The sequence below is a fragment of the Mesorhizobium sp. M1078 genome, assembly GCF_040318615.1.
GTDB lineage: Bacteria > Pseudomonadota > Alphaproteobacteria > Rhizobiales > Rhizobiaceae > Mesorhizobium.
Window position 1 is genome coordinate 173,890 of sequence record NZ_JAMYMP010000002.1, and the last position, 18,265, is coordinate 192,154.

Below are 18,265 nucleotides of genomic sequence, written 5' to 3' on the forward strand. Positions count from 1 at the left end.
CGCGACGGTCCCGCCTGGCATTGGATCGATGAGAGGCCGGCCATCGTGAGTTCCAGCCAATCCCATCGTCTCACATCCGGCGGTCTCATCGACCGCTCGGCGCCGCTCAACTTCCGCTTCGATGGCAAGAGCCTCTCCGGCTTCCAGGGCGACACGCTGGCGTCGGCGCTGGTCGCCAATGGCGTCAAGCTGGTCGGCCGCTCGTTCAAATACCATCGTCCGCGCGGCATTCTGACTGCGGGCTCGGAAGAACCCAACGCGCTGGTCGAACTGCGCACCGGCGCACGGCGCGAGGCCAACACCAAGGCCACGACGGCCGAACTCTATGAAGGCCTCGAAGCGGCAAGCCAGAACCGCTGGCCCTCGCTGCGCCACGATGTGATGTCGGTGAACCAGCTGTTCGCACCGATCTTCGTCGCCGGCTTCTACTACAAGACCTTCATGTGGCCGGCAAAATTCTGGGAAATGGTCTACGAGCCGGCGATCCGACGCGCCGCGGGTCTGGGTCGCGCGGCGGTCACCCCCGATCCGGATCACTACGACAAGGCCTGGGCGCATTGCGATGTGGTGATCGCCGGCTCCGGTCCGGCCGGTCTCGCCGCCGCACTCGCTGCAGGCCGCAGCAGTGCGCGCGTCATCCTGTGCGAAGAAGATTTTGCGCCCGGCGGCCGTCTGTTGTCGGATGGCGGCACGATCGACGGTCTGCCGGCCGCGGAGTGGCTGTCGCGCACACTGGCCGAGCTCAGCTCGATGCCGGATGTCCGCATCATGACCCGCACGACCCTGTTCGGCGTCTATGACGGCGGTACCTATGGCGCGATCGAGCGGGTCAACGATCATCTGCCGGTGCCGCCCCAGCATCAGGTGCGCCAGCGCCTGTGGCGCATCGTGGCCAAGCGCTGCGTCGTCGCCGCCGGCGCGATTGAGCGTCCCATCGTCTTTGCCGGCAATGACACGCCCGGCGTGATGATGGCGTCCGCCATCCGCACCTACGTCACACGTTATGCGGCGACGCCGGCAAAGCGGATCGCGCTGTTCACCAACAATGAGGATGGCTGGCGCACGGTCGAGACGGCACTCGGCGCCGGACTGCAGATCGCGGCGGTGGTCGACACGCGGCCTGACGTCTCGCCTGCCCATCGTTCTCTCGCTTCCAGGAACGGCTTCACCGTGCTGCATGGTTCGGTCAGCGGCGTCGACGGCAGCAAGGACGGCGTAAGAAAAATAGCGGTGTCGCTGACCGGCGGCGCGCGCGCCGAGGTCGAGGCCGACGGGCTTGCCGTTTCCGGCGGCTGGAATCCGGCGGTCGGGCTGACCTCATACCATCGCGGCCGGCCGAAATGGCGCGACGACATCGCCGCCTTCGTGCCGGACGGCGCGCCGCCCGGTATGGTCGCCGCAGGTGCGGCTAATGGTGACTTCGGGCTAGGCGCCTGCCTGCGCGCAGGTTTCGAGGCCGGCGCCGCAGCGGCGCATGACGCCAGCCGGATCGGCAATGCGGGATCGGCACCGGTCGCCGACGACGAGGCGTTCTCGCTGACCCCGCTCTGGCATGTCGCTGGCAAAGGCAAGGCTTTCGTCGACCAGCAGCATGATGTCACCGCGTCCGACGTCGAGCTGGCGCAGCGCGAGGGTTTTGAATCGGTCGAGCACCTGAAGCGCTACACCACGCTCGGCATGGCGACCGACCAGGGCAAGACGTCCAACGTCGCCGGCCTCGCCATCATGGCGGCGGTAACGGGCAAATCCATTCACGAGACGGGCACGACCATCTATCGCCCGCCCTACGTGCCGGTCGCCATCGGCGCTTTTGCCGGCCACCATCGCGACGAAAATTTCCATGCGACGCGGCTGACGCCGTCGCATCACTGGGCGGCCGAACAAGGCGCGATTTTTGTCGACACCGGCCTGTGGAAGCGCGCGCAATGGTATCCGCGCGCCGGCGAGAAAGACTGGCTGGAATCGGTCACCCGCGAGGTCAAGGCGGTGCGCGGCGGCGTCGGCTTCTGCGATGTGTCGACGCTGGGCAAGATCGATGTGCACGGCCCCGATGCCGGCGCCTTCCTCGACCGCGTCTACATCAACACCTTCTCAAACCTTGCCGTGGGAAAAGCCCGCTACGGGCTGATGCTGCGCGAGGACGGCCTCGTCTATGATGACGGCACGACCTCGCGGCTGGCCGATGACCATTATTTCCTCACCACGACCACGGCGAAGGCCGGGCTGGTGATGCAGCATCTCGAATTCTGCCGGCAGGTGCTATTCCCCGAACTCGACGTGCAACTGACCTCGGTCTCCGACCAGTGGGCGCAATTCTCGATTGCCGGGCCAAGGACGCGAGACCTGTTGAAGGAAATCGTCGACCCTGCCGAGGACCTTTCGAACGAAGGTTTTCCATTCATGGGCGTGCGCGAAGTCGCTTTGCGCGGCGGCATCAAGGCGCGGCTGTTCCGCATCTCCTTCTCCGGCGAGATGGCGTTCGAGATTTCGGTGCCGGCGCGTTACGGTGAAGCGATGGCACGCAATTTGATGCTGGCGGGAAAACCGTTCGGCGTGACGCCGTATGGCACAGAAGCCCTCGGCGTCATGCGCGTTGAAAAGGGCCATGTCGCCGGACCGGAACTGAGCGGCACGACGACCGCCGCCGATCTCGGCCTCGGCAAGATGATGTCGACCAAGAAGGATTTCATCGGTCGCGTCATGGCCGGCCGCGAGGCGCTGGTGGCGCCGGACCGGCAGGTCGTGGTCGGCATCAAGCCGGTCGACAAGGCGCGCCGCCTGCGCTCCGGCGCGCACATCATCCCGAAGGGCCAGACGCCCGGGCCTGATAACGACCTGGGCTACGTCACCTCGGTCTGCTTCTCGCCGACGCTCGACCAGTGGATCGGTCTCGGCCTTGTCGAGCGCGGCCGCGAACGCATCGGCGAGATCGTCCACGCGCATGATCCGCTGCGCGGTGAAGACTACGATATCGAACTCTGCAATCCCGTCTTCTACGATCCCGATGGAGGGCGCCAGCGTGGCTGACTTTTTCTGGGATGTTCGCAGCCCGCTCGAGCGCGCGCTCGCTCCTGGCGCTTGCGGCCCGCAAGGCGATGCCGGTGTGTCGCTGACCGAGATCCGCAATTTCGACCTCGTCCAGGTGATGGCACGGCGCGGCAAGGCGGGTGATTTGGCCGAGGCCGCGAACGCTCGTTTCGGCGTCGCGGCTCCGGAAACGCCGAAGGCAGTTGGCACCGCTGATGCGACGCTGATCTGGTCGGGACCGGATCAGTTTTTTGTCCTGTCGAAGGGTGGCAGGACTGAGGTGCTCGCTCAGACCTTTGCATCTTCCGCTTCGCTATCCGACCAATCGCATGCACGCGTGCTGATCAGCATCTGCGGCCTCAAGGCGCGCGCCATGCTGGCGAAACTGTCGTCGATTGATTTGCATCCCGATGCGTTTCCGGTTGGCGCTGCTGCCGCGACCTCGATGGATCACACCAGCGTCACGCTCTGGCGTGGTGGTGACAAGGCGGATGGGCAGGCGGTGTTCAACCTCCTGGTGTTTGCGACGTTTGCCGAAAGTCTGTGGCACACGATGTTGGATTCGGCTGCGGAGTATGGTGTGGCTATCGGGCATTCCGAGGAGCTTTAGCTCGATAGTTTCAGATGTTGGCGCCGCCCCTCATTGCCCTGCCGGGCATTTCTCCCCGTATAGTGACGGGGAGAAAGAAGCTGGTCGCAGCCTCGGCGCTCGTCCTGCAACGCTGGCGATTGGCGAAACCGGCGACGACAGCATCCTTCGCCCCGTTTACGAGGAGAAGATGGCGGCAGCCAGATGAGGGGCGGCGCTGGCGTTCGAAGATGGGTTTGATTGGAAGGGTCTAACCTGCAGCGACCGCGTCGAGAACGCCACCTCCACCTTGCCAAACCCAACCGCGCTGCTATTCTTGCTGCTAAAATAATTTTACACACAGGCAAACTTGTTTCTGTAACCGCAAGGCTGAGATGAGCCAGTCGCCCTACCCTTCAGTGACAGCCGGGCCGCCGCGGCCGAGCCTCATCCTGAGGCCCGGCCAGATCGCGCTGCCGCCGGGCATGGAGCGCCATACTATCCTGGGGAATGGCGCGGTGCTGATCGAGGTCGAGGCCGGCGATACGTTCACCGTGCGCAATGTCGAGGGCGGGCAGGCTTGCGAGTTGCTGGCCTGGGACAGGACCGGCGCCACCGATCCTTCCATCCTCGGCGAAAAGTCCAACAGCAATGCCGCCGGGATCAAGGCGCTTCTGGCCGGAGGCGATGACAGCCTGGCTTCCGTCCGTCGTGGCCTTGAGCGCCGCCAGGTGCAGCTCGACGAGCCCAAGGCGGTGCGTGTGTTCGGCGGCGCAACGCCTGCCGGCACCGAGCAGGCATTCACGGTCACGCGCGACGGCGCGATGCTGATTGCCGCACCCGGCGGGCCGATGCTCGTCGACGGCCATGATACGGCAACGCCGCTCACCGTTCTCGTGCGGCGCAACACCATCCGGCTGAAAACGAAGTCGCAGCTTGCCGATCCGCTCGCCGATCCGGTGCTAGACCTGCGCGTCCATTCGGCGACGGCCGAATCCTATTTCGTCAAGGCGGGCGACTACCTGCAGATCATCGATGTCGACGGCCGCCAGTGCACCGATTTCCAGTGCTTCTCGGCGCGCAAGCTGGACAAGGGGCTGGACCATCCGCTCGACGTAACGACGACGCGCACGCTGATGGGGTCGAGCTACCCGATGCCCGGCCTTCACTCGAAATATTACGACCAGGACATGGAGCCGTTGGTCGAGGTTATCCAGGACACATGCGGCCGGCATGACGCGTTCGCGCTGGCGTGTGCCGCCAAATATTACGACGACATCGGCTATCCCGGCCACACCAACTGCTCGGAGAATTTCAACCGCGCGCTGGCCGACAAGGGTGTCACCCCACGTGCCGGCTGGATGGCGATCAACTTCTTCTTCAACACGGCGATCGACGCCCATGGCGTCATGGTGTCGGATGAGCCGTGGTCGCGCGCCGGCGACTATGTCCTGCTCAGGGCGCTCACCGACATCGTCTGCGTCTCCTCCGCCTGTCCCGACGACACGACACCGGCCAATGGCTGGAACCCGACCGACATCCATGTGCGAACCTATTCCGGCCAACACAAATTCTCGCGAGCGATCGCCAGACGCATGACGCCCGATTCGGAACCGAAAATGACCCGCGAGACCGCCTTCCATTCAAGCTTCGCCAAGCACACCCGCAACTTCGTGGAATACCGGGGTTATTGGCTGGCCAATTCTTTCGCCAAAGAGGGGCCGATCGCCGAGTACTGGGCCTGCCGGCAGGACGCGGTGATCATGGACCTGTCGCCGCTGCGCAAGTTCGAGGTCACCGGTCCCGATTCCGAAGCGCTGCTGCAATACACGCTGACCCGCGACGTCAAGAAGCTCGGCGTCGGCCAGGTCGTCTATTCCGCCATGTGCTACGAGCATGGCGGCATGATCGACGACGGCACGCTGCTGCGGCTCGGCAAGGACAATTTCCGCTGGGTCGGCGGCGATGACCTGTCCGGCGAATGGCTGCGCGAGACGGCAAAGAAGCTTGGCCTCAACGTGCTGGTGCGCTCGTCCACCGACCAGATGCACAATGTCGCTGTCCAAGGGCCGAAGAGCCGTGACATTTTGCGAGAGGTGGTCTGGACCTCGCCGCTGCAACCGTCGATCGACGAACTCGAATGGTTCCGCTTCGCTGTCGCGCGCATCGGCGGCGGCAATGGCATTCCGGTCGTGGTGTCGCGCACCGGTTATACCGGCGAGCTCGGCTACGAAATCTGGTGCCACCCACGCGACGCCGAAAAAGTGTTCGATGCCATCTGGGAGGCCGGCCAGCCGCACGGGCTGAAGCCGATGGGCCTGCAGGCACTCGACATGGTGCGCATCGAAGCCGGGCTGATCTTCGCCGGTTACGAATTCTCCGACCAGACCGACCCGTTCGAGGCGGGCATTGGCTTCACCGTACCGTTGAAGGCCAAGACCGACGATTTCATCGGCCGCGAGGCTCTGATAAGGCGCAAGGAACATCCGCAGCACAAGCTCGTTGGCCTCGACATCGACAGCAATGTCGCCGTCGGCCATGGGGATTGCGTCCATATCGGCCGCGCCCAGATCGGTGTCGTCACCTCGGGCATGCGCTCGCCGGTGCTGAACAAAAACATCGCTCTGGCGAGGCTTGACGTCACCCACGCGGCAATCGGCACAGAGGTGGAGATCGGCAAGCTCGACGGTCATGCCAAGCGGCTGCCGGCGCGGGTGGTGGCCTTCGCTCACTACGATCCGCAAAAGACCAGGCCGCGATCCTGAGGGTTGCACCCCCGGCCCTTCGCAGGCTCAGGGCGTTCGAAGCTCGAAAGCAATTGGCTTTCCGTCCGCTACCGCGGACCGCTTCTCACCCCACAAGGGGAGAAGGACAAAGCGAGCGTTTCGCAACCGTGATGTGCACGACGCCACAAATCACTTGACGTGAAAGCGCGCCGGATCAATCTTCACTGTTAAGAAAAAAATACGACTGAGTGGAAACACTGGAGTCGTGCGGTCATGTACCGGGGAACAAGCTTCGCGAAGCCGAGGCATCACCGGCCGGGAACACAAAATGGGGAATTCAGACAGATGAGCACGATTACCACTGCCCTGGAGCAGCCCGCTGAAGGCAAGCTGCTCCGCAACATCGACTGGCGCGGCGCCTTCTGGGTGGCGAGCGGCGTTCCTGCCCTTGTCCTGTTTTCGATCGGCGGCATTGCCGGAACGACGGGAACGCTGGCCTTCGGGATCTGGATCGCTTCCATGATCATGGGCTTCCTGCAATCCTTCACCTATGCCGAGATCGCCGGCCTGTTCCCGAACAAGTCGGGCGGCGCCTCGATCTACGGCGCCACCGCCTGGCTGCGTTATTCCAAGTTCATCGCGCCGCTGTCGGTGTGGTGCAACTGGTTCGCCTGGTCGCCGGTGCTGTCGCTGGGCTGCTCGATCGCCGCCGCCTATATTCTCAACGCGCTGGCGCCGGTGCCGCTGTTCACCGAGGCGTCGCCGGACGTCGTCGCCTATATCGCGGCGCATGCCGGAACGGTGCCTGCCGACGCCATCGCCGCGGTGACCGCGGCGGCCACGCCGGCGATCCGCAACTGGACGCTGTTCAGCCACACGCTAGGTCCTGTCTCCTTCACCCTCAATGCCACTTTCTTCATCGGCGCGGTGCTGATGCTGATCATCTTCTCGATCCAGCATCGCGGCATTCTCGGCACCGCCAATGTGCAGAAGTATATCGGCCTCCTGGTCATCATCCCGATGCTGATCGTCGGTGTCGTGCCGATCGTCACCGGCCAGATCAACTGGGCGAACTTTTCGCCGCTGGTGCCGCTGGCGGCGGCTTACGCGCCGGAGCCCGGCTCGTGGAACATTGCCGGCTGGACGCTGGTGCTGGGCGGCATGTTCATCGCCGCATGGTCGACCTATGGTTTTGAGACCGCCGTCTGCTACACATCGGAGTTCAAGAACCCGGGGACCGACACGTTCAAGGCGATTTTCTATTCCGGCCTGCTCTGCATGCTTCTGTTCATCCTGGTGCCCTTCACCTTCCAGGGCGTGCTGGGCCTCAACGGCATGCTGGCGACGCCGATCGTCGACGGCTCGGGTGTCGCCGATGCACTGGCCGGCATGGTCGGGGGTGGCGCATTGATCCACAGCCTCTTGGTGATGCTGATGATCCTGGCGCTGGTGCTGTGCATCATGACGGCAATGGCCGGCTCGTCGCGCACGCTCTACCAGGGCTCGGTCGATGGCTGGCTGCCGCGCTATCTCAGCCACGTCAACGAGCATGGCGCGCCGACGCGCGCCATGTGGACCGATCTCGTCTTCAACCTGATCGTGCTGGCCATCGCCTCGGCCGACGCGACGAGCTTCTTCTTCATCCTCGCCGTGTCGAACTGCGGCTACATCATCTTCAACTTCCTCAACCTCAATGCCGGCTGGATCCACCGCATCGACAACGGCCACATCAACCGGCCGTGGAAGGCGCCGAGCTGGCTGCTCGGCCTCGGCGCCATCTTCGCCTATGTAAACGCCATCTTCATGGGCGCCGGCGCCAAGGTGTGGAACCCGATGGCGCTCTGGGCCGGCCTGATCACAGCCGCCTTGATCATCCCGGTGTTCTGCTACCGGCACTACGTCCAAGACAAGGGCAGGTTCCCCGACCACATGCTGGCCGACCTCGGCATGGCGGGCGCAGACCTCTCGGTCAAAAAGGCAGGCATGCTGCCCTACCTGACGCTGGTCGCCGGCCTGGTGGTGATGCTGCTCGCCAACTGGTACTTCGTCATCTGAAAGTGATGGCTGAAAAGAATGGGCGCGCTTCGGCGCGCCCGTTTCTTTTTGTGGCAGGACGTCAGCCGGCCTTGCGAGTGGCCGCTTCGGAGCCTTCGAAGAACCGGTTCGGCGGACGCTTCAGGCCGAGGTTCTCGCGCAAGGTGGTGCCCTCATACTCGCGCCGGAAGAGCTTTCGCCGCTGCAGCTCGGGCACCACCTTCTCGGCGAAGTCATCGAGCCCGGCAGGCAGATAGGGGAACATGACGTTGAAGCCGTCTGACCCCTCGGCAACCAACCATTCCTCCATCGCGTCGGCGATGGTTTTCGGCGTGCCGACGAAGGCAAGGCCGGAATAGCCGCCGAGCCGCTGCGCCAGCTGGCGGACGGTCAAATTCTCCCGGCGCGCCAGCTCGATGACGCGCTCGCGGCCGCTCTTCGAGGCATTGGTCTCGGGGATTTCGGGCAAGGGCGCGTCGGGGTCGAAGGCCGACGCGTCATGGCCGAGCGCGATCGACAGCGAGGCAATGCCGCTCTCGTAATAGACCAGGCTGTCGAGCTTGGCGCGTTTGGCCTGTGCTTCCTCGACACTGTCGCCGACGATGACGAAGGCGCCGGGCAGGATCTTGATGTCGTCGCGCGAACGGCCGAGCTTCTCGGCCCGGCTTTTGACATCGGCAAAGAAGCGCTGCCCGGACGCCAGATCGGAATGGGCGGCGAAGATCACCTCCGCCGTTTCGGCTGCCAGCTGCCGCCCGGCCTCAGACGCGCCGGCCTGGACGATGACCGGCCAGCCCTGCACCGGCCGCGCAATGTTGAGCGGGCCGCGCACCGAGAGATGCTCACCCTTATGGTCGAGCACATGCAGCTTCGCGGGATCGAAATAGAGCCCGCTCTCGGCGTCGCGGATGAAGGCGTCGTCGGCAAAGCTGTCCCAGAGGCCGGTCACCACATCGTAGAATTCCCGCGCATTGTGATAGCGCTCGTCGTGCTCGACATGCTCGTCGAGGCCGAAGTTCAGCGCGGCGTCGGGATTGGATGTGGTGACGATGTTCCAGCCGGCGCGGCCGCCGCTGATATGGTCGAGCGAGGCGAAGCGACGGGCAATGTGATAGGGCGCGTCGAAGGTCGTCGATGCGGTGGCGACAAGGCCGATATGATCAGTGACGGCGGCGAGCGCCGACAGCAGCGTGAACGGCTCGAACGAGGTCACCGTGTGGCTGCGCCGTAGCGCCTCGATCGGCATGTTGAGAACGGCCAGATGGTCGGCCATGAAGAAGGCGTCGAACTTCGCCGCCTCAAGCGTCTGCGCGAAGCGCTTCAGATGGGCGAAGTTGAAGTTGGCATCGGGATATGAGCCGGGATAGCGCCAGGCCCCGGTGTGAAGACTGACCGGACGCATGAAGGCGCCGAGCCGCAATTGCTTATTGTCTACCATGGGATGATCACCTGATGCGAATGAGCGTTGCCGCTCCGATATGTAAGCAGGATCGGACGGCTTTGTTGTCCTGGAAAGGAATTCTGTTTTGCAAAACCGGCGCCGCGAAGCATTTTCATACAGGTGGCCGTTCAACCTATTTTGATGAACCCGCCTGGTGTTGAGATACTTGCCTGGGTGCTCGGTGCCACCGGGAAGGAGAAAGCCAGAACGCCGCACGTCAAGCGTACGGCGTTCCAGCATTTTCCAAGGAAGATCCTGTGCCCCAGCAGCGCCTACTCGGCGGCCAGCGCCAGTGGCGGCCTGTCATTGTCCTGCACCGCCTCATCAGCCGGCTTCCTGCCTTTCTTCGGCTCGCGGCCGAAGAACAGCGCGTAGCCTGCCGGCAGCACCAGGATGGTGAGTACGGTGGCGACGAGGATGCCGCCCATCATGGCGTAGGCGAGCGGTCCCCAGAACACCGCACGCGAGATCGGGATCAGCGCCAGCACCGCCGTCATCGCCGTCAGCACGATTGGCCGGAAACGGCGCACGGCCGAGCCGATGATGGCCTCCGATCGGTCCATCCCCCTGGCGATGTCCTGATCGATCTGGTCGACCAGGATGATCGAGTTGCGCATGATGATGCCGAGCAGCGCGATGACACCGAGGATGGCGACGAAGCCGAACGGCGCGCCGCTGATCAACAGAGCCGCCGCCGCACCGATGATGCCGAGCGGACCGGTGGCGAGCACGAGCATCGCCTTGCCGAAATGCTGCAGCTGGATCATCAGGAGCACGACGATGACGGCCAGCATGATCGGCGCCTTGGCGGCAATCGAGGCCTGGCTTTCGGCGGAATCTTCCGCACCGCCCTGGATCTCGATCTTGTAGCCGGGCGCCAGGCCGGCGCGCATGCCCTGCATGTCATTGTAGAGCTTGGTGACGACGTCGTTCGACTGCACGCCATCCGGCAGCGTGGCGCGCACCGAGATGGTCGGCAGGCGGTCGCGCCGCCATTCGACGCCCTGCTCGAGCACCGGCACCACCTTGGCCACCTGCGACAGCGGCACGAAGCCGCCGAAATCGGTCGGGATATAGACCGAGTCGACCGAGGACAGCAGGCTGCGGCTGGCGTCCGGTTCGCGGGCGACGATGGAAACCGTCTCCTCGCCATCACGGAAGTCATCGAGCGGCGCGCCGGACATCGCTGCCTGCAGCATCTGGCGGATGCGCTGCGAGGTGACGCCAAGCGCACGGGCGCGGTCCTGGTCGATGACCAGCTTCATCGCCGGTACCGGCTCCAGCCAGTCGTCATGGACGGCGCCGAGCAGCGGATTTCCGGCGAATTTCGCCTTCACCTGGTCGGCGATGCGGCGCACCTCCTGGCGGTCCGGACCCATGATGCGCATCTGCACCGGCCAGCCGGTCGGCGGGCCGAGGAACAGACGGTCGACCTTGGAACGGATCGAGGGGAAATCCTGCGCCAGGATTGAGCGCAGCTTGAGGATCAGCCGCTCGCGCGCCGGTTCGTCATTGGCCATCACCAGAAGCTGCGCATAGTTCGGATTGCGCAATTGCTGGTCGAGCGGCAGGAAGAAGCGCGGCGCGCCTTCGCCGATATAGGTGGCGATGAAGCGCTTGTCCTTGTCGTCCATCATCCGGGCTTCCAGCGCCTTGGCCTGCGTCTCGACTTCCTTGATCGAGGTTCCCTCAGGCAACCAGAGATCGACGAGGATTTCCGGCCGCGAGGATTGCGGGAAGAAGTTTTGTGGGATGAACTGGAACGCCCACAGGCTGGTGGCGAAGGTGACCAGCGTCATCACCAGAACGATGATGCGGTGGCGCACCGCCCAGCCGACCGTGGCGCGCAGCCGCCGGTAGAAGCCGGTGTCGAAGGCGTCATGATGGTTGCCGGCATGCTTGCGCTGCTTGAGGATCATGTAGCCCAGCCACGGCGTGAAATAGACGGCGACGAACCACGACACGACGAGCGCGATGCCGACGACATAGAACAGCGTGCGCACATATTCGCCGGCGGTCGAGGCGGCGAAGCCGACCGGGATGAAGCCGGCGATGGTGATCAGCGTGCCGCTCAGCATCGGGAAGGCGGTCGAGGAATAGGCGAAGCTCGCCGCCTCGATCTTGACCAGCCCCTCCTCCAGCTTGCGCTCCATCATCTCGACGACGATCATGGCGTCGTCGACCAACAGCCCGAGCGCGATGATCAGGGCGCCGAGCGAAATGCGCTGCAGATCGATGCCGAGCTCGTACATGATGGCGAAGGTGGCGGCCAGCACCAGCGGAATGGCAATGGCGATGACCAGGCCGGAACGCCAGCCGATCGACAGCAGCGAGACAGCAAGCACGATCAGCAGCGCCTCGCCGAGCGCCTCCATGAACTCGTTGACGGCGTCCTTGACAACCTCGGGCTGGTTGGAAATCTGGTCGACCGCAACGCCGTAGGGCAGCGCTTCCTCAAAGCGCTTGTAGGTCGCCTCGACATCCGTGCCGACGTCCCTGACGTTAAAACCCTTGGCCATGACGACGCCGACCTGGACGCTTTCGTGGCCGTTGAAGCGGTACTTGCGCTGATAGGGATCTTCGAGACCGGAACTCACGGTGGCAATATCGCCAAGACGTGTCACCTGACCACCGGCGCGCAGGCGCAATTCCCTGATGTCGGCAGCCCTGGTGACATCGCCCTCGACCGAGATGCGCACCGAGCGCAGGCCGGTGTCGACGGAGCCCGCCGGATCGACATTGTTCTGGCCCTTGATGGCGTTCTGCAGGTCGGTCAGCGTCAGGCCGCGTTCGGCCAGGGCCTTGGACGAGACGTCGATATAAAGCTTCTCCGGCTGGTCGCCGATGATGACGGCCTTCTCGACGCCCGGCGTCGTCAGCAGCATGTCGCGAGCCTGGGTGGCGAATTTCTTCAGCTCCGGATAGCTGTAGCCGTCGCCGCCGATCGAGTGCAGGGTGATGAAGGTGTCGCCGAACTCGTCGTTGAAATAGGGCCCGAGCAGGCCTTGCGGCAGGTCGCCGGAGATGTCGCCAACCTTCTTGCGCACCTGGTAGAAGGCGTCCTTCACCTCCTCTGCATTGGTGTCGCCCTTGATCTGGACGGTGATGATGGCGCTGCCGGCGCGGGTGTAGGAACGGACGAAGTCGAGGTGCGGCGTTTCCTGCAGCTTGCGCTCGATCTTGTTGACGACCTGGTCTTCCATCTCCTGGATCGAGGAGCCCGGCCAGATCGCCTGGACGACCATGACGCGGAAAGTGAAATCGGGGTCTTCCTTCTGGCCCATGCGCATCAGGCCGAGCGCGCCGGCAATGATGATCAGACCGAACAGGAAGCGCGCGATCGAGGGATGGCCGATGGCCCAGCGCGAAAGATTGAAAGGCTGCTTTTCAGTGCTGTCGGTGGTGGTCATCGGCGTCAGTCCAATTCGTTGATCGTGAGCGCACACCCTCGGCATGCGGCTTCAGGTATTCCGATGCTGGCTTCCGGGCGGCGAGGCTTTCCGAGCGGAGAGACACTCATCGCGGTGGGACGCGCGGATCGATGCGGGGGAACTCGATCTTGGCGTCTCGACGATCGGGCGCTCGCCGCCCGGAAACCCTGAATTCGCTTGCCCAGCCCTTTCGCCGAAGCGACGATCAAGCCGGCTTCATGCCTGCGGTCAGCGCAGGGCCTTTGCGGCAGCGCCTTCCGCAGAGGCGGCCTGGACCGCATCGCCGGTCAGCTTGACCTTGAGATTCTCGGTCATGAACTGGGTGCCGGCGGCAACGACGACATCCCCCGGCTTGAGCCCGTCGGCGACGCTGACGCCGTCGGCGGTGAACTCCGCAACCTTGACCAGGCGCTCGTGCACCGTCTCGCCGGCGCGGTCGACGGTCCAGACAATCTTGCGACCATCCTTTTCCGCAAGCGCGCTGAGCGGGATCGACACCATCTCCTGCTTCTTGGCCACCGAGGCCTCGATGTTGGCGGTCATGCCGAGCAGCACGCGCGGGTCGTCGGGCAGCGAGACGCGGACGGCAAAGGTGCGCGACTGCTGGTCGGCGCTGCCGGCGACTTCACGCACTTTGCCGGAGAGCGCCAGCGCGTCATCGGACCAGAAGCTGGCCTTGACGTCCTTTCCCGGCTTGAAGGCGGCGATGTCCATTTCGGGAACCGCGATCAGCACTTCCTTTTCGCCGTCGACGGCAACGGTCATCATAGGCGTTCCGGCGCCGACCACCTGGCCGACATCGGCCGAGACCGCCGTGACGATGCCGTTCTCGCTCGCCTTGAGATCGGTGTAGACGACCTGGTTCTGCGCCTGGGCAAGGGTAGAGCGGGCGGCATCGCGCGTCGCTACCGCCTGGTTGTAGCTCAGCGTCGCCTGTTCGAGCTGCGACTTGGAGGTGAAGTTCTTGGCAAAAAGCTGTTCGGCGCGCTTGCGGGACAGATCGACCGTCTCGACCTGCCGCTCGGCGGCGTCGAGGCTGGCCTTGGCGCTCTTGACCGACAACTCATAGTCCGTGGGATCGATACGGGCTAGCACATCGCCTGTCGTCACATGCTGGCCGATGTCGACCAGGCGCTCAGTGACCTTGCCCGAGATGCGAAAGCCGAGGTTCATTTCGGTACGGGCTCGCACCGAGCCGGAATAGGTGAGTTCGCGACTCTTTTCGGCCTGGCCGATCTCGACCACCTTGACCGGACGGATGATGTCCTGGACCTCGGTCTTCTCCTGGCTGCAGGCGGCGAGCCCGAGCGTGGCGACGATCAGGCCGGCGACCGGCAGCTTGCGGATGATGGAACTGGACAAAGACACTTTCGTACTCCCGACTGGAGATGAACGGTCGACACCGGCGCCCGGCGGGCGGCGGCTATTACTTCAGAGCCTTGATCGCGTAATCGATGAGATCGTCGGGCATCGCCCGATTGGTCTTGGCAAGGCACTGCGCCACCATTTGCGGGTGGCACAGAATGACGGTGGCGGCGCCGAAGCAGCGCGATGCGATGACCGGATCCTGGTCGGCAAACTCGCCGGCCTCGATGCCCTCGCGGATGACCTCGGCAAACAGGTCGTGAATGCTGTCGATATGCTTGTCGATGACGCCCCAGTCGCGCTCGAGCGCGACGATGACCATTTCGTGGACCTTCTGGTCGTCGAGCATGACTTCCAGCGTCATCTTGTACTGCGCATGCACGTAGCGGCGCAGCCGCTCCTCGGCGCTGATCGGCAACCGGGAAATCTCGTAGGCCATGTTGTAGCTGGCGAGGAGCATGCGGCCGCAGACGGCCTGGTGGATTTCGACCTTGGAGGCGAAGAAACGGTAGATATTGGCCGGCGACATGCCGAGTTCGCGGGCGATGTCGGCGACATTGGTCTTGCCGTAACCATAGTGCCGGAACAGGCGTTCGGCACAGTCGAGAATACGGGTGACATTCTCCTGGCGGGTGGAGTCGGCCATTATGCTGGCGGCTTCGGACACGGTTCTCTGTCGATTTATGAGTGACGAATTTCAACTTTCGTCAGTCGTAAATCGAAAAGAGGGAAGTGTCAATGCGAATTCGACGTACGCGTATAATTTGGTGACAGAGGGTGTGCGCGAACTCGACCTTGCGCGTGCCGTTGCGCTCTGGAACTAAGATCCCTTCGCCATTTCCCGCAGCTGAAACTTCTGGATCTTCCCCGTCGATGTCTTCGGGATCTCGGCAAAAATCACCGCCTTCGGCACCTTGAAGCGGGCGAGCAGCGCGCGGCAGTGTTCGATGATCTCGGTCTCGCTTGCCGCCTTGCCGGGCTTCAACTCGACATAGGCGACCGGCACCTCGCCCCATTTGTCGTCTGCCTTGGCGACTACGCCGCAGGACGCCACGGACGGGTGTTTGTAGAGGGCCTCCTCGACCTCGATCGATGAAATATTCTCGCCGCCGGAGATGATGATGTCCTTGGAGCGGTCCTTGAGCTGGATGTAGCCGTCGGGATGCATGACGCCGAGGTCGCCGGAGTGGAACCAGCCGCCGGCAAAGGCCTCTTCGGTCGCCTTCCTGTTCTTCAGATAGCCCTTCATGACGATGTTGCCGCGAAACATGACCTCACCGATCGTCTCGCCGTCGGCCGGCGTCTTCTGCATCGTCCCCGGGTCCATCACGGTCAGGCCTTCCAGCGCTGCATAGCGCACGCCCTGCCTGGCCTTTTTGGCGCTGCGTTCGCCCTTGTCGAGACCGTCCCAGGCGCCGTGCCATTCGTTGACGACCGCCGGGCCATAGGTCTCGGTCAGCCCGTAGAGATGGGTGACGGCAAAGCCGGCATCGGCCATGCCCGACAGCACCGCTTCCGGCGGAGGTGCTGCCGCCGTATTGAAGGTCACCGTCTGGGGGAACGTCCGCTTGTCCTCGTCCCTGGCGTTGATCAGCACCGACATGACGACCGGCGCACCGCACAGATGGGTGACGCCGTGGTCGGCGATGGCATCGTAGATCGGCTTCGACCGCACCCAGCGCAGGCAGACATGGGTGCCGGCCTGGACGGCCAGCGTCCACGGGAAGCACCAGCCATTGCAGTGGAACATCGGCAGCGTCCACAGATAGACGGCGTGCTTGGCCATGCCGGCATGGATGGTGTTGGTGTAGGCCATCAGGGCAGCGCCGCGATGGTGGTAGACGACGCCCTTCGGGTTACCGGTGGTGCCCGAGGTGTAGTTGAGCGAGATGGCGTCCCATTCGTCGTCGGGCATCGACCAGGCGTAGCCCTCGTCACCGCCGGCGACGAACCCCTCATAGTCGATCGCGCCGATGCGCTCGCCCTTCGGATAGGGTGCATCGGCGGCATAGCCGGGATCGTCATAGTCGATGACCAGCGGCTTCACCTTGGCCAGTGCCAGTGCCTGTTTGACGACAGCAGCGAATTCGCGGTCGACGATGAGCACCTTGGTCTCGGCATGGTCGAGCTGGAACGCGATGACGGCGGCATCGAGCCTTGTGTTGAGCGAATGCAGCACTGCCTTGGTCATCGGCACGCCGAAATGCGCCTCCAGCATCGGCGGCGTGTTCGAAAGCATCACCGTGACGGTATCGCCCTTGCCGATGCCGCGCTTCGACAGCGCCGAGGCGAGCTTCAGCGAGCGCCGCCAGAAGGTGCGATAGGTGATGCGCTGGTTGCCATGGATGATGGCGACATGATCGGGATAGGTGCTTGCCGCCCGCTCCAGATAAGTGAGCGGCGTCAGCGGCTGGTGGTTGGCGGCGTTCTTGCCGAGATCCTGATCGTAGGGACTGCCCATCCCGTGCTCCCCGAGTTTTCTTTTGCTGAGAACTTCTAACCACAGGTTCCCGCCACGTCACCATCGGCGATTCCCGACCGGGCACATTTGGCGCAATGATCGTCCAGATTCGGGTGGGCAAAGAGGTATCGTGTACCCACGCCAGTTTGACTTTTGTCGAGAGCCGTGAATAATGTCAGCCGAGGAGACGGCATGGCGATCCGACCGGCAGAACAGCTTATCCACAAGGCCGCATGGCTCTATTATGCCCATGGCCTGCGCCAGGACCAGGTCGCCAGCCAGCTTAACATCTCCCGCGCCTCGGTCGCCATGTATTTGCGCAAGGCGCGCGAGACCGGCATCGTCAACATCTCGACCTCGACGCAGCTGTTCACCGACGACGTGCTTGCGCGCCAGCTCGAGGACGCGCTCAAGCTTGATGCGGTGTGGATCGCGCCGGAGAATGCCTATGTCGTCGACCCTTCGACGGACGTTGCGGTGCTGGCGGCGGGCGTCTTTCTCGAACTGGTCAAGAAGGGCGACCGGATCGGCGTCGCCTGGGGCCGCACAGTCTACACCATCGCCGACGTCATGTCCTATGCCGACCTGCAGGACGTCACCGTTGTGCAGCTCTGCGGCAATCTCGGCGCGCCCTACTCCTACCGTCCCGACCAGTGCACGATGGAGATCGCCCGGCGGCTCAACGCCAAGGGCCTCAATTTCTACGCGCCGCTGGTGCTGACGACGGAATTGCTGGCGCATGGGCTGCGCGCCGAACCGGTGATCCGCGAACAACTGGCCGATATTGCCAACTGCGATCTGGCGCTCTATTCGGTCGGCACTGTCGATGGCGACAGCCATGTCGTCAAATGCGGCGCGCTCAGCCCCGGCGAGATGGGGCTGTTGCGCGAAGCGGGCGCCGCCGGAGTCGTTGCCGGCCAGATCATCGATGCCACCGGCAAGGCGCTCGACTGCAGCTACAACCGCCGCGTCATCTCGGCCTCGCTGTCGTCACTGCGCCAGATCGAAAAGCGGCTGATGGTGGTGCAGGAAGACAACAAGTTCGAACCGCTGCTCGCAGCACTCGCCGGCGGACTCTGCACGCATCTGGTCGTCGGCGCCGGCATGGCGCGGCGGCTGCTCGAATATGCCGGAGCCAGCGCGGGGGCAAAAAAGGCTTCCTGACAAACGAAATCCTTGCAGCGGCGCATTGTCATCAAGGCGTCGCGGCAC

The 18,265-nt window shown here is 63.9% G+C and carries 10 protein-coding genes; 5 read left to right on the forward strand and 5 right to left on the reverse strand.

Annotation, left to right across the window (positions count from 1 at the left end; translation table 11 throughout):
* The first annotated feature begins 45 nt into the window (after positions 1–45).
* The 4 genes from NKH38_RS05025 (at position 46) to NKH38_RS05040 (ending at position 8,376) form a co-directional block, all read left to right on the forward strand.
* Positions 46–3,027: a sarcosine oxidase subunit alpha gene (locus NKH38_RS05025; RefSeq protein ID WP_352762490.1), complete on the forward strand. Its 2,982-nt coding sequence runs from the start codon at positions 46–48 to the stop codon at positions 3,025–3,027.
* On the forward strand, positions 3,005–3,637 hold the full coding sequence (locus NKH38_RS05030) for a sarcosine oxidase subunit gamma (protein ID WP_023819024.1): 633 nt from the start codon (positions 3,005–3,007) through the stop codon (positions 3,635–3,637). Before NKH38_RS05025 ends, NKH38_RS05030 begins: the two co-directional genes overlap by 23 nt.
* Positions 3,638–3,990: 353 nt before the next feature.
* Positions 3,991–6,360 carry a trimethylamine N-oxide demethylase gene (locus tag NKH38_RS05035; RefSeq protein ID WP_352762492.1) on the forward strand — a complete coding sequence of 790 codons (2,370 nt, stop codon included), beginning with the start codon at positions 3,991–3,993 and terminating at the stop codon, positions 6,358–6,360.
* Between the two features lie 306 nt (positions 6,361–6,666).
* Positions 6,667–8,376 (forward strand): trimethylamine N-oxide permease, encoded by a 1,710-nt coding sequence (locus NKH38_RS05040; protein ID WP_023825985.1) that lies wholly within the window; start codon positions 6,667–6,669, stop codon positions 8,374–8,376.
* Positions 8,377–8,437: 61 nt separating this feature from the next.
* On the opposite strand, the gene NKH38_RS05045 is transcribed toward NKH38_RS05040, so the two are convergent.
* The 5 genes from NKH38_RS05045 to NKH38_RS05065 form a co-directional block, all read right to left on the reverse strand.
* Entirely contained in the window at positions 8,438–9,793 is a 1,356-nt protein-coding gene (locus NKH38_RS05045; protein WP_352762494.1) for an LLM class flavin-dependent oxidoreductase, read from the reverse strand.
* A gap of 275 nt (positions 9,794–10,068) precedes the next feature.
* Positions 10,069–13,206, reverse strand: coding sequence for an efflux RND transporter permease subunit (locus NKH38_RS05050; RefSeq protein WP_352762496.1), 3,138 nt, complete (start codon positions 13,204–13,206; stop codon positions 10,069–10,071).
* A 249-nt stretch (positions 13,207–13,455) separates the two neighbouring features.
* Positions 13,456–14,595 carry an efflux RND transporter periplasmic adaptor subunit gene (locus tag NKH38_RS05055; protein WP_352762498.1) on the reverse strand — a complete coding sequence of 380 codons (1,140 nt, stop codon included), beginning with the start codon at positions 14,593–14,595 and terminating at the stop codon, positions 13,456–13,458.
* Positions 14,596–14,653: 58 nt separating this feature from the next.
* On the reverse strand, positions 14,654–15,238 hold the full coding sequence (locus tag NKH38_RS05060; protein WP_352762500.1) for a TetR/AcrR family transcriptional regulator: 585 nt from the start codon (positions 15,236–15,238) through the stop codon (positions 14,654–14,656).
* Positions 15,239–15,412: 174 nt separating this feature from the next.
* On the reverse strand, positions 15,413–17,053 hold the full coding sequence (locus NKH38_RS05065; RefSeq protein WP_352762502.1) for an acyl-CoA synthetase: 1,641 nt from the start codon (positions 17,051–17,053) through the stop codon (positions 15,413–15,415).
* Positions 17,054–17,245: 192 nt separating this feature from the next.
* On the opposite strand from NKH38_RS05065, the gene NKH38_RS05070 reads away from it, so the two are divergent.
* Positions 17,246–18,217: a sugar-binding transcriptional regulator gene (locus tag NKH38_RS05070; protein ID WP_352762504.1), complete on the forward strand. Its 972-nt coding sequence runs from the start codon at positions 17,246–17,248 to the stop codon at positions 18,215–18,217.
* Positions 18,218–18,265 lie beyond the last annotated feature (48 nt).

What these genes read in the sequence shown, in the direction of transcription:
- NKH38_RS05065 (WP_352762502.1), bottom strand. Translation starts at nt 17,053, where the DNA reads ATGGGCAGTCCCTACGATCAGGATCTCGGCAAGAACGCCGCCAACCAC.
- NKH38_RS05035 (WP_352762492.1), top strand. Translation starts at nt 3,991, where the DNA reads ATGAGCCAGTCGCCCTACCCTTCAGTGACAGCCGGGCCGCCGCGGCCG.
- NKH38_RS05060 (WP_352762500.1), bottom strand. Translation starts at nt 15,238, where the DNA reads ATGGCCGACTCCACCCGCCAGGAGAATGTCACCCGTATTCTCGACTGT.
- NKH38_RS05050 (WP_352762496.1), bottom strand. Translation starts at nt 13,206, where the DNA reads ATGACCACCACCGACAGCACTGAAAAGCAGCCTTTCAATCTTTCGCGC.
- NKH38_RS05040 (WP_023825985.1), top strand. Translation starts at nt 6,667, where the DNA reads ATGAGCACGATTACCACTGCCCTGGAGCAGCCCGCTGAAGGCAAGCTG.
- NKH38_RS05045 (WP_352762494.1), bottom strand. Translation starts at nt 9,793, where the DNA reads ATGGTAGACAATAAGCAATTGCGGCTCGGCGCCTTCATGCGTCCGGTC.
- NKH38_RS05030 (WP_023819024.1), top strand. Translation starts at nt 3,005, where the DNA reads ATGGAGGGCGCCAGCGTGGCTGACTTTTTCTGGGATGTTCGCAGCCCG.
- NKH38_RS05070 (WP_352762504.1), top strand. Translation starts at nt 17,246, where the DNA reads ATGGCGATCCGACCGGCAGAACAGCTTATCCACAAGGCCGCATGGCTC.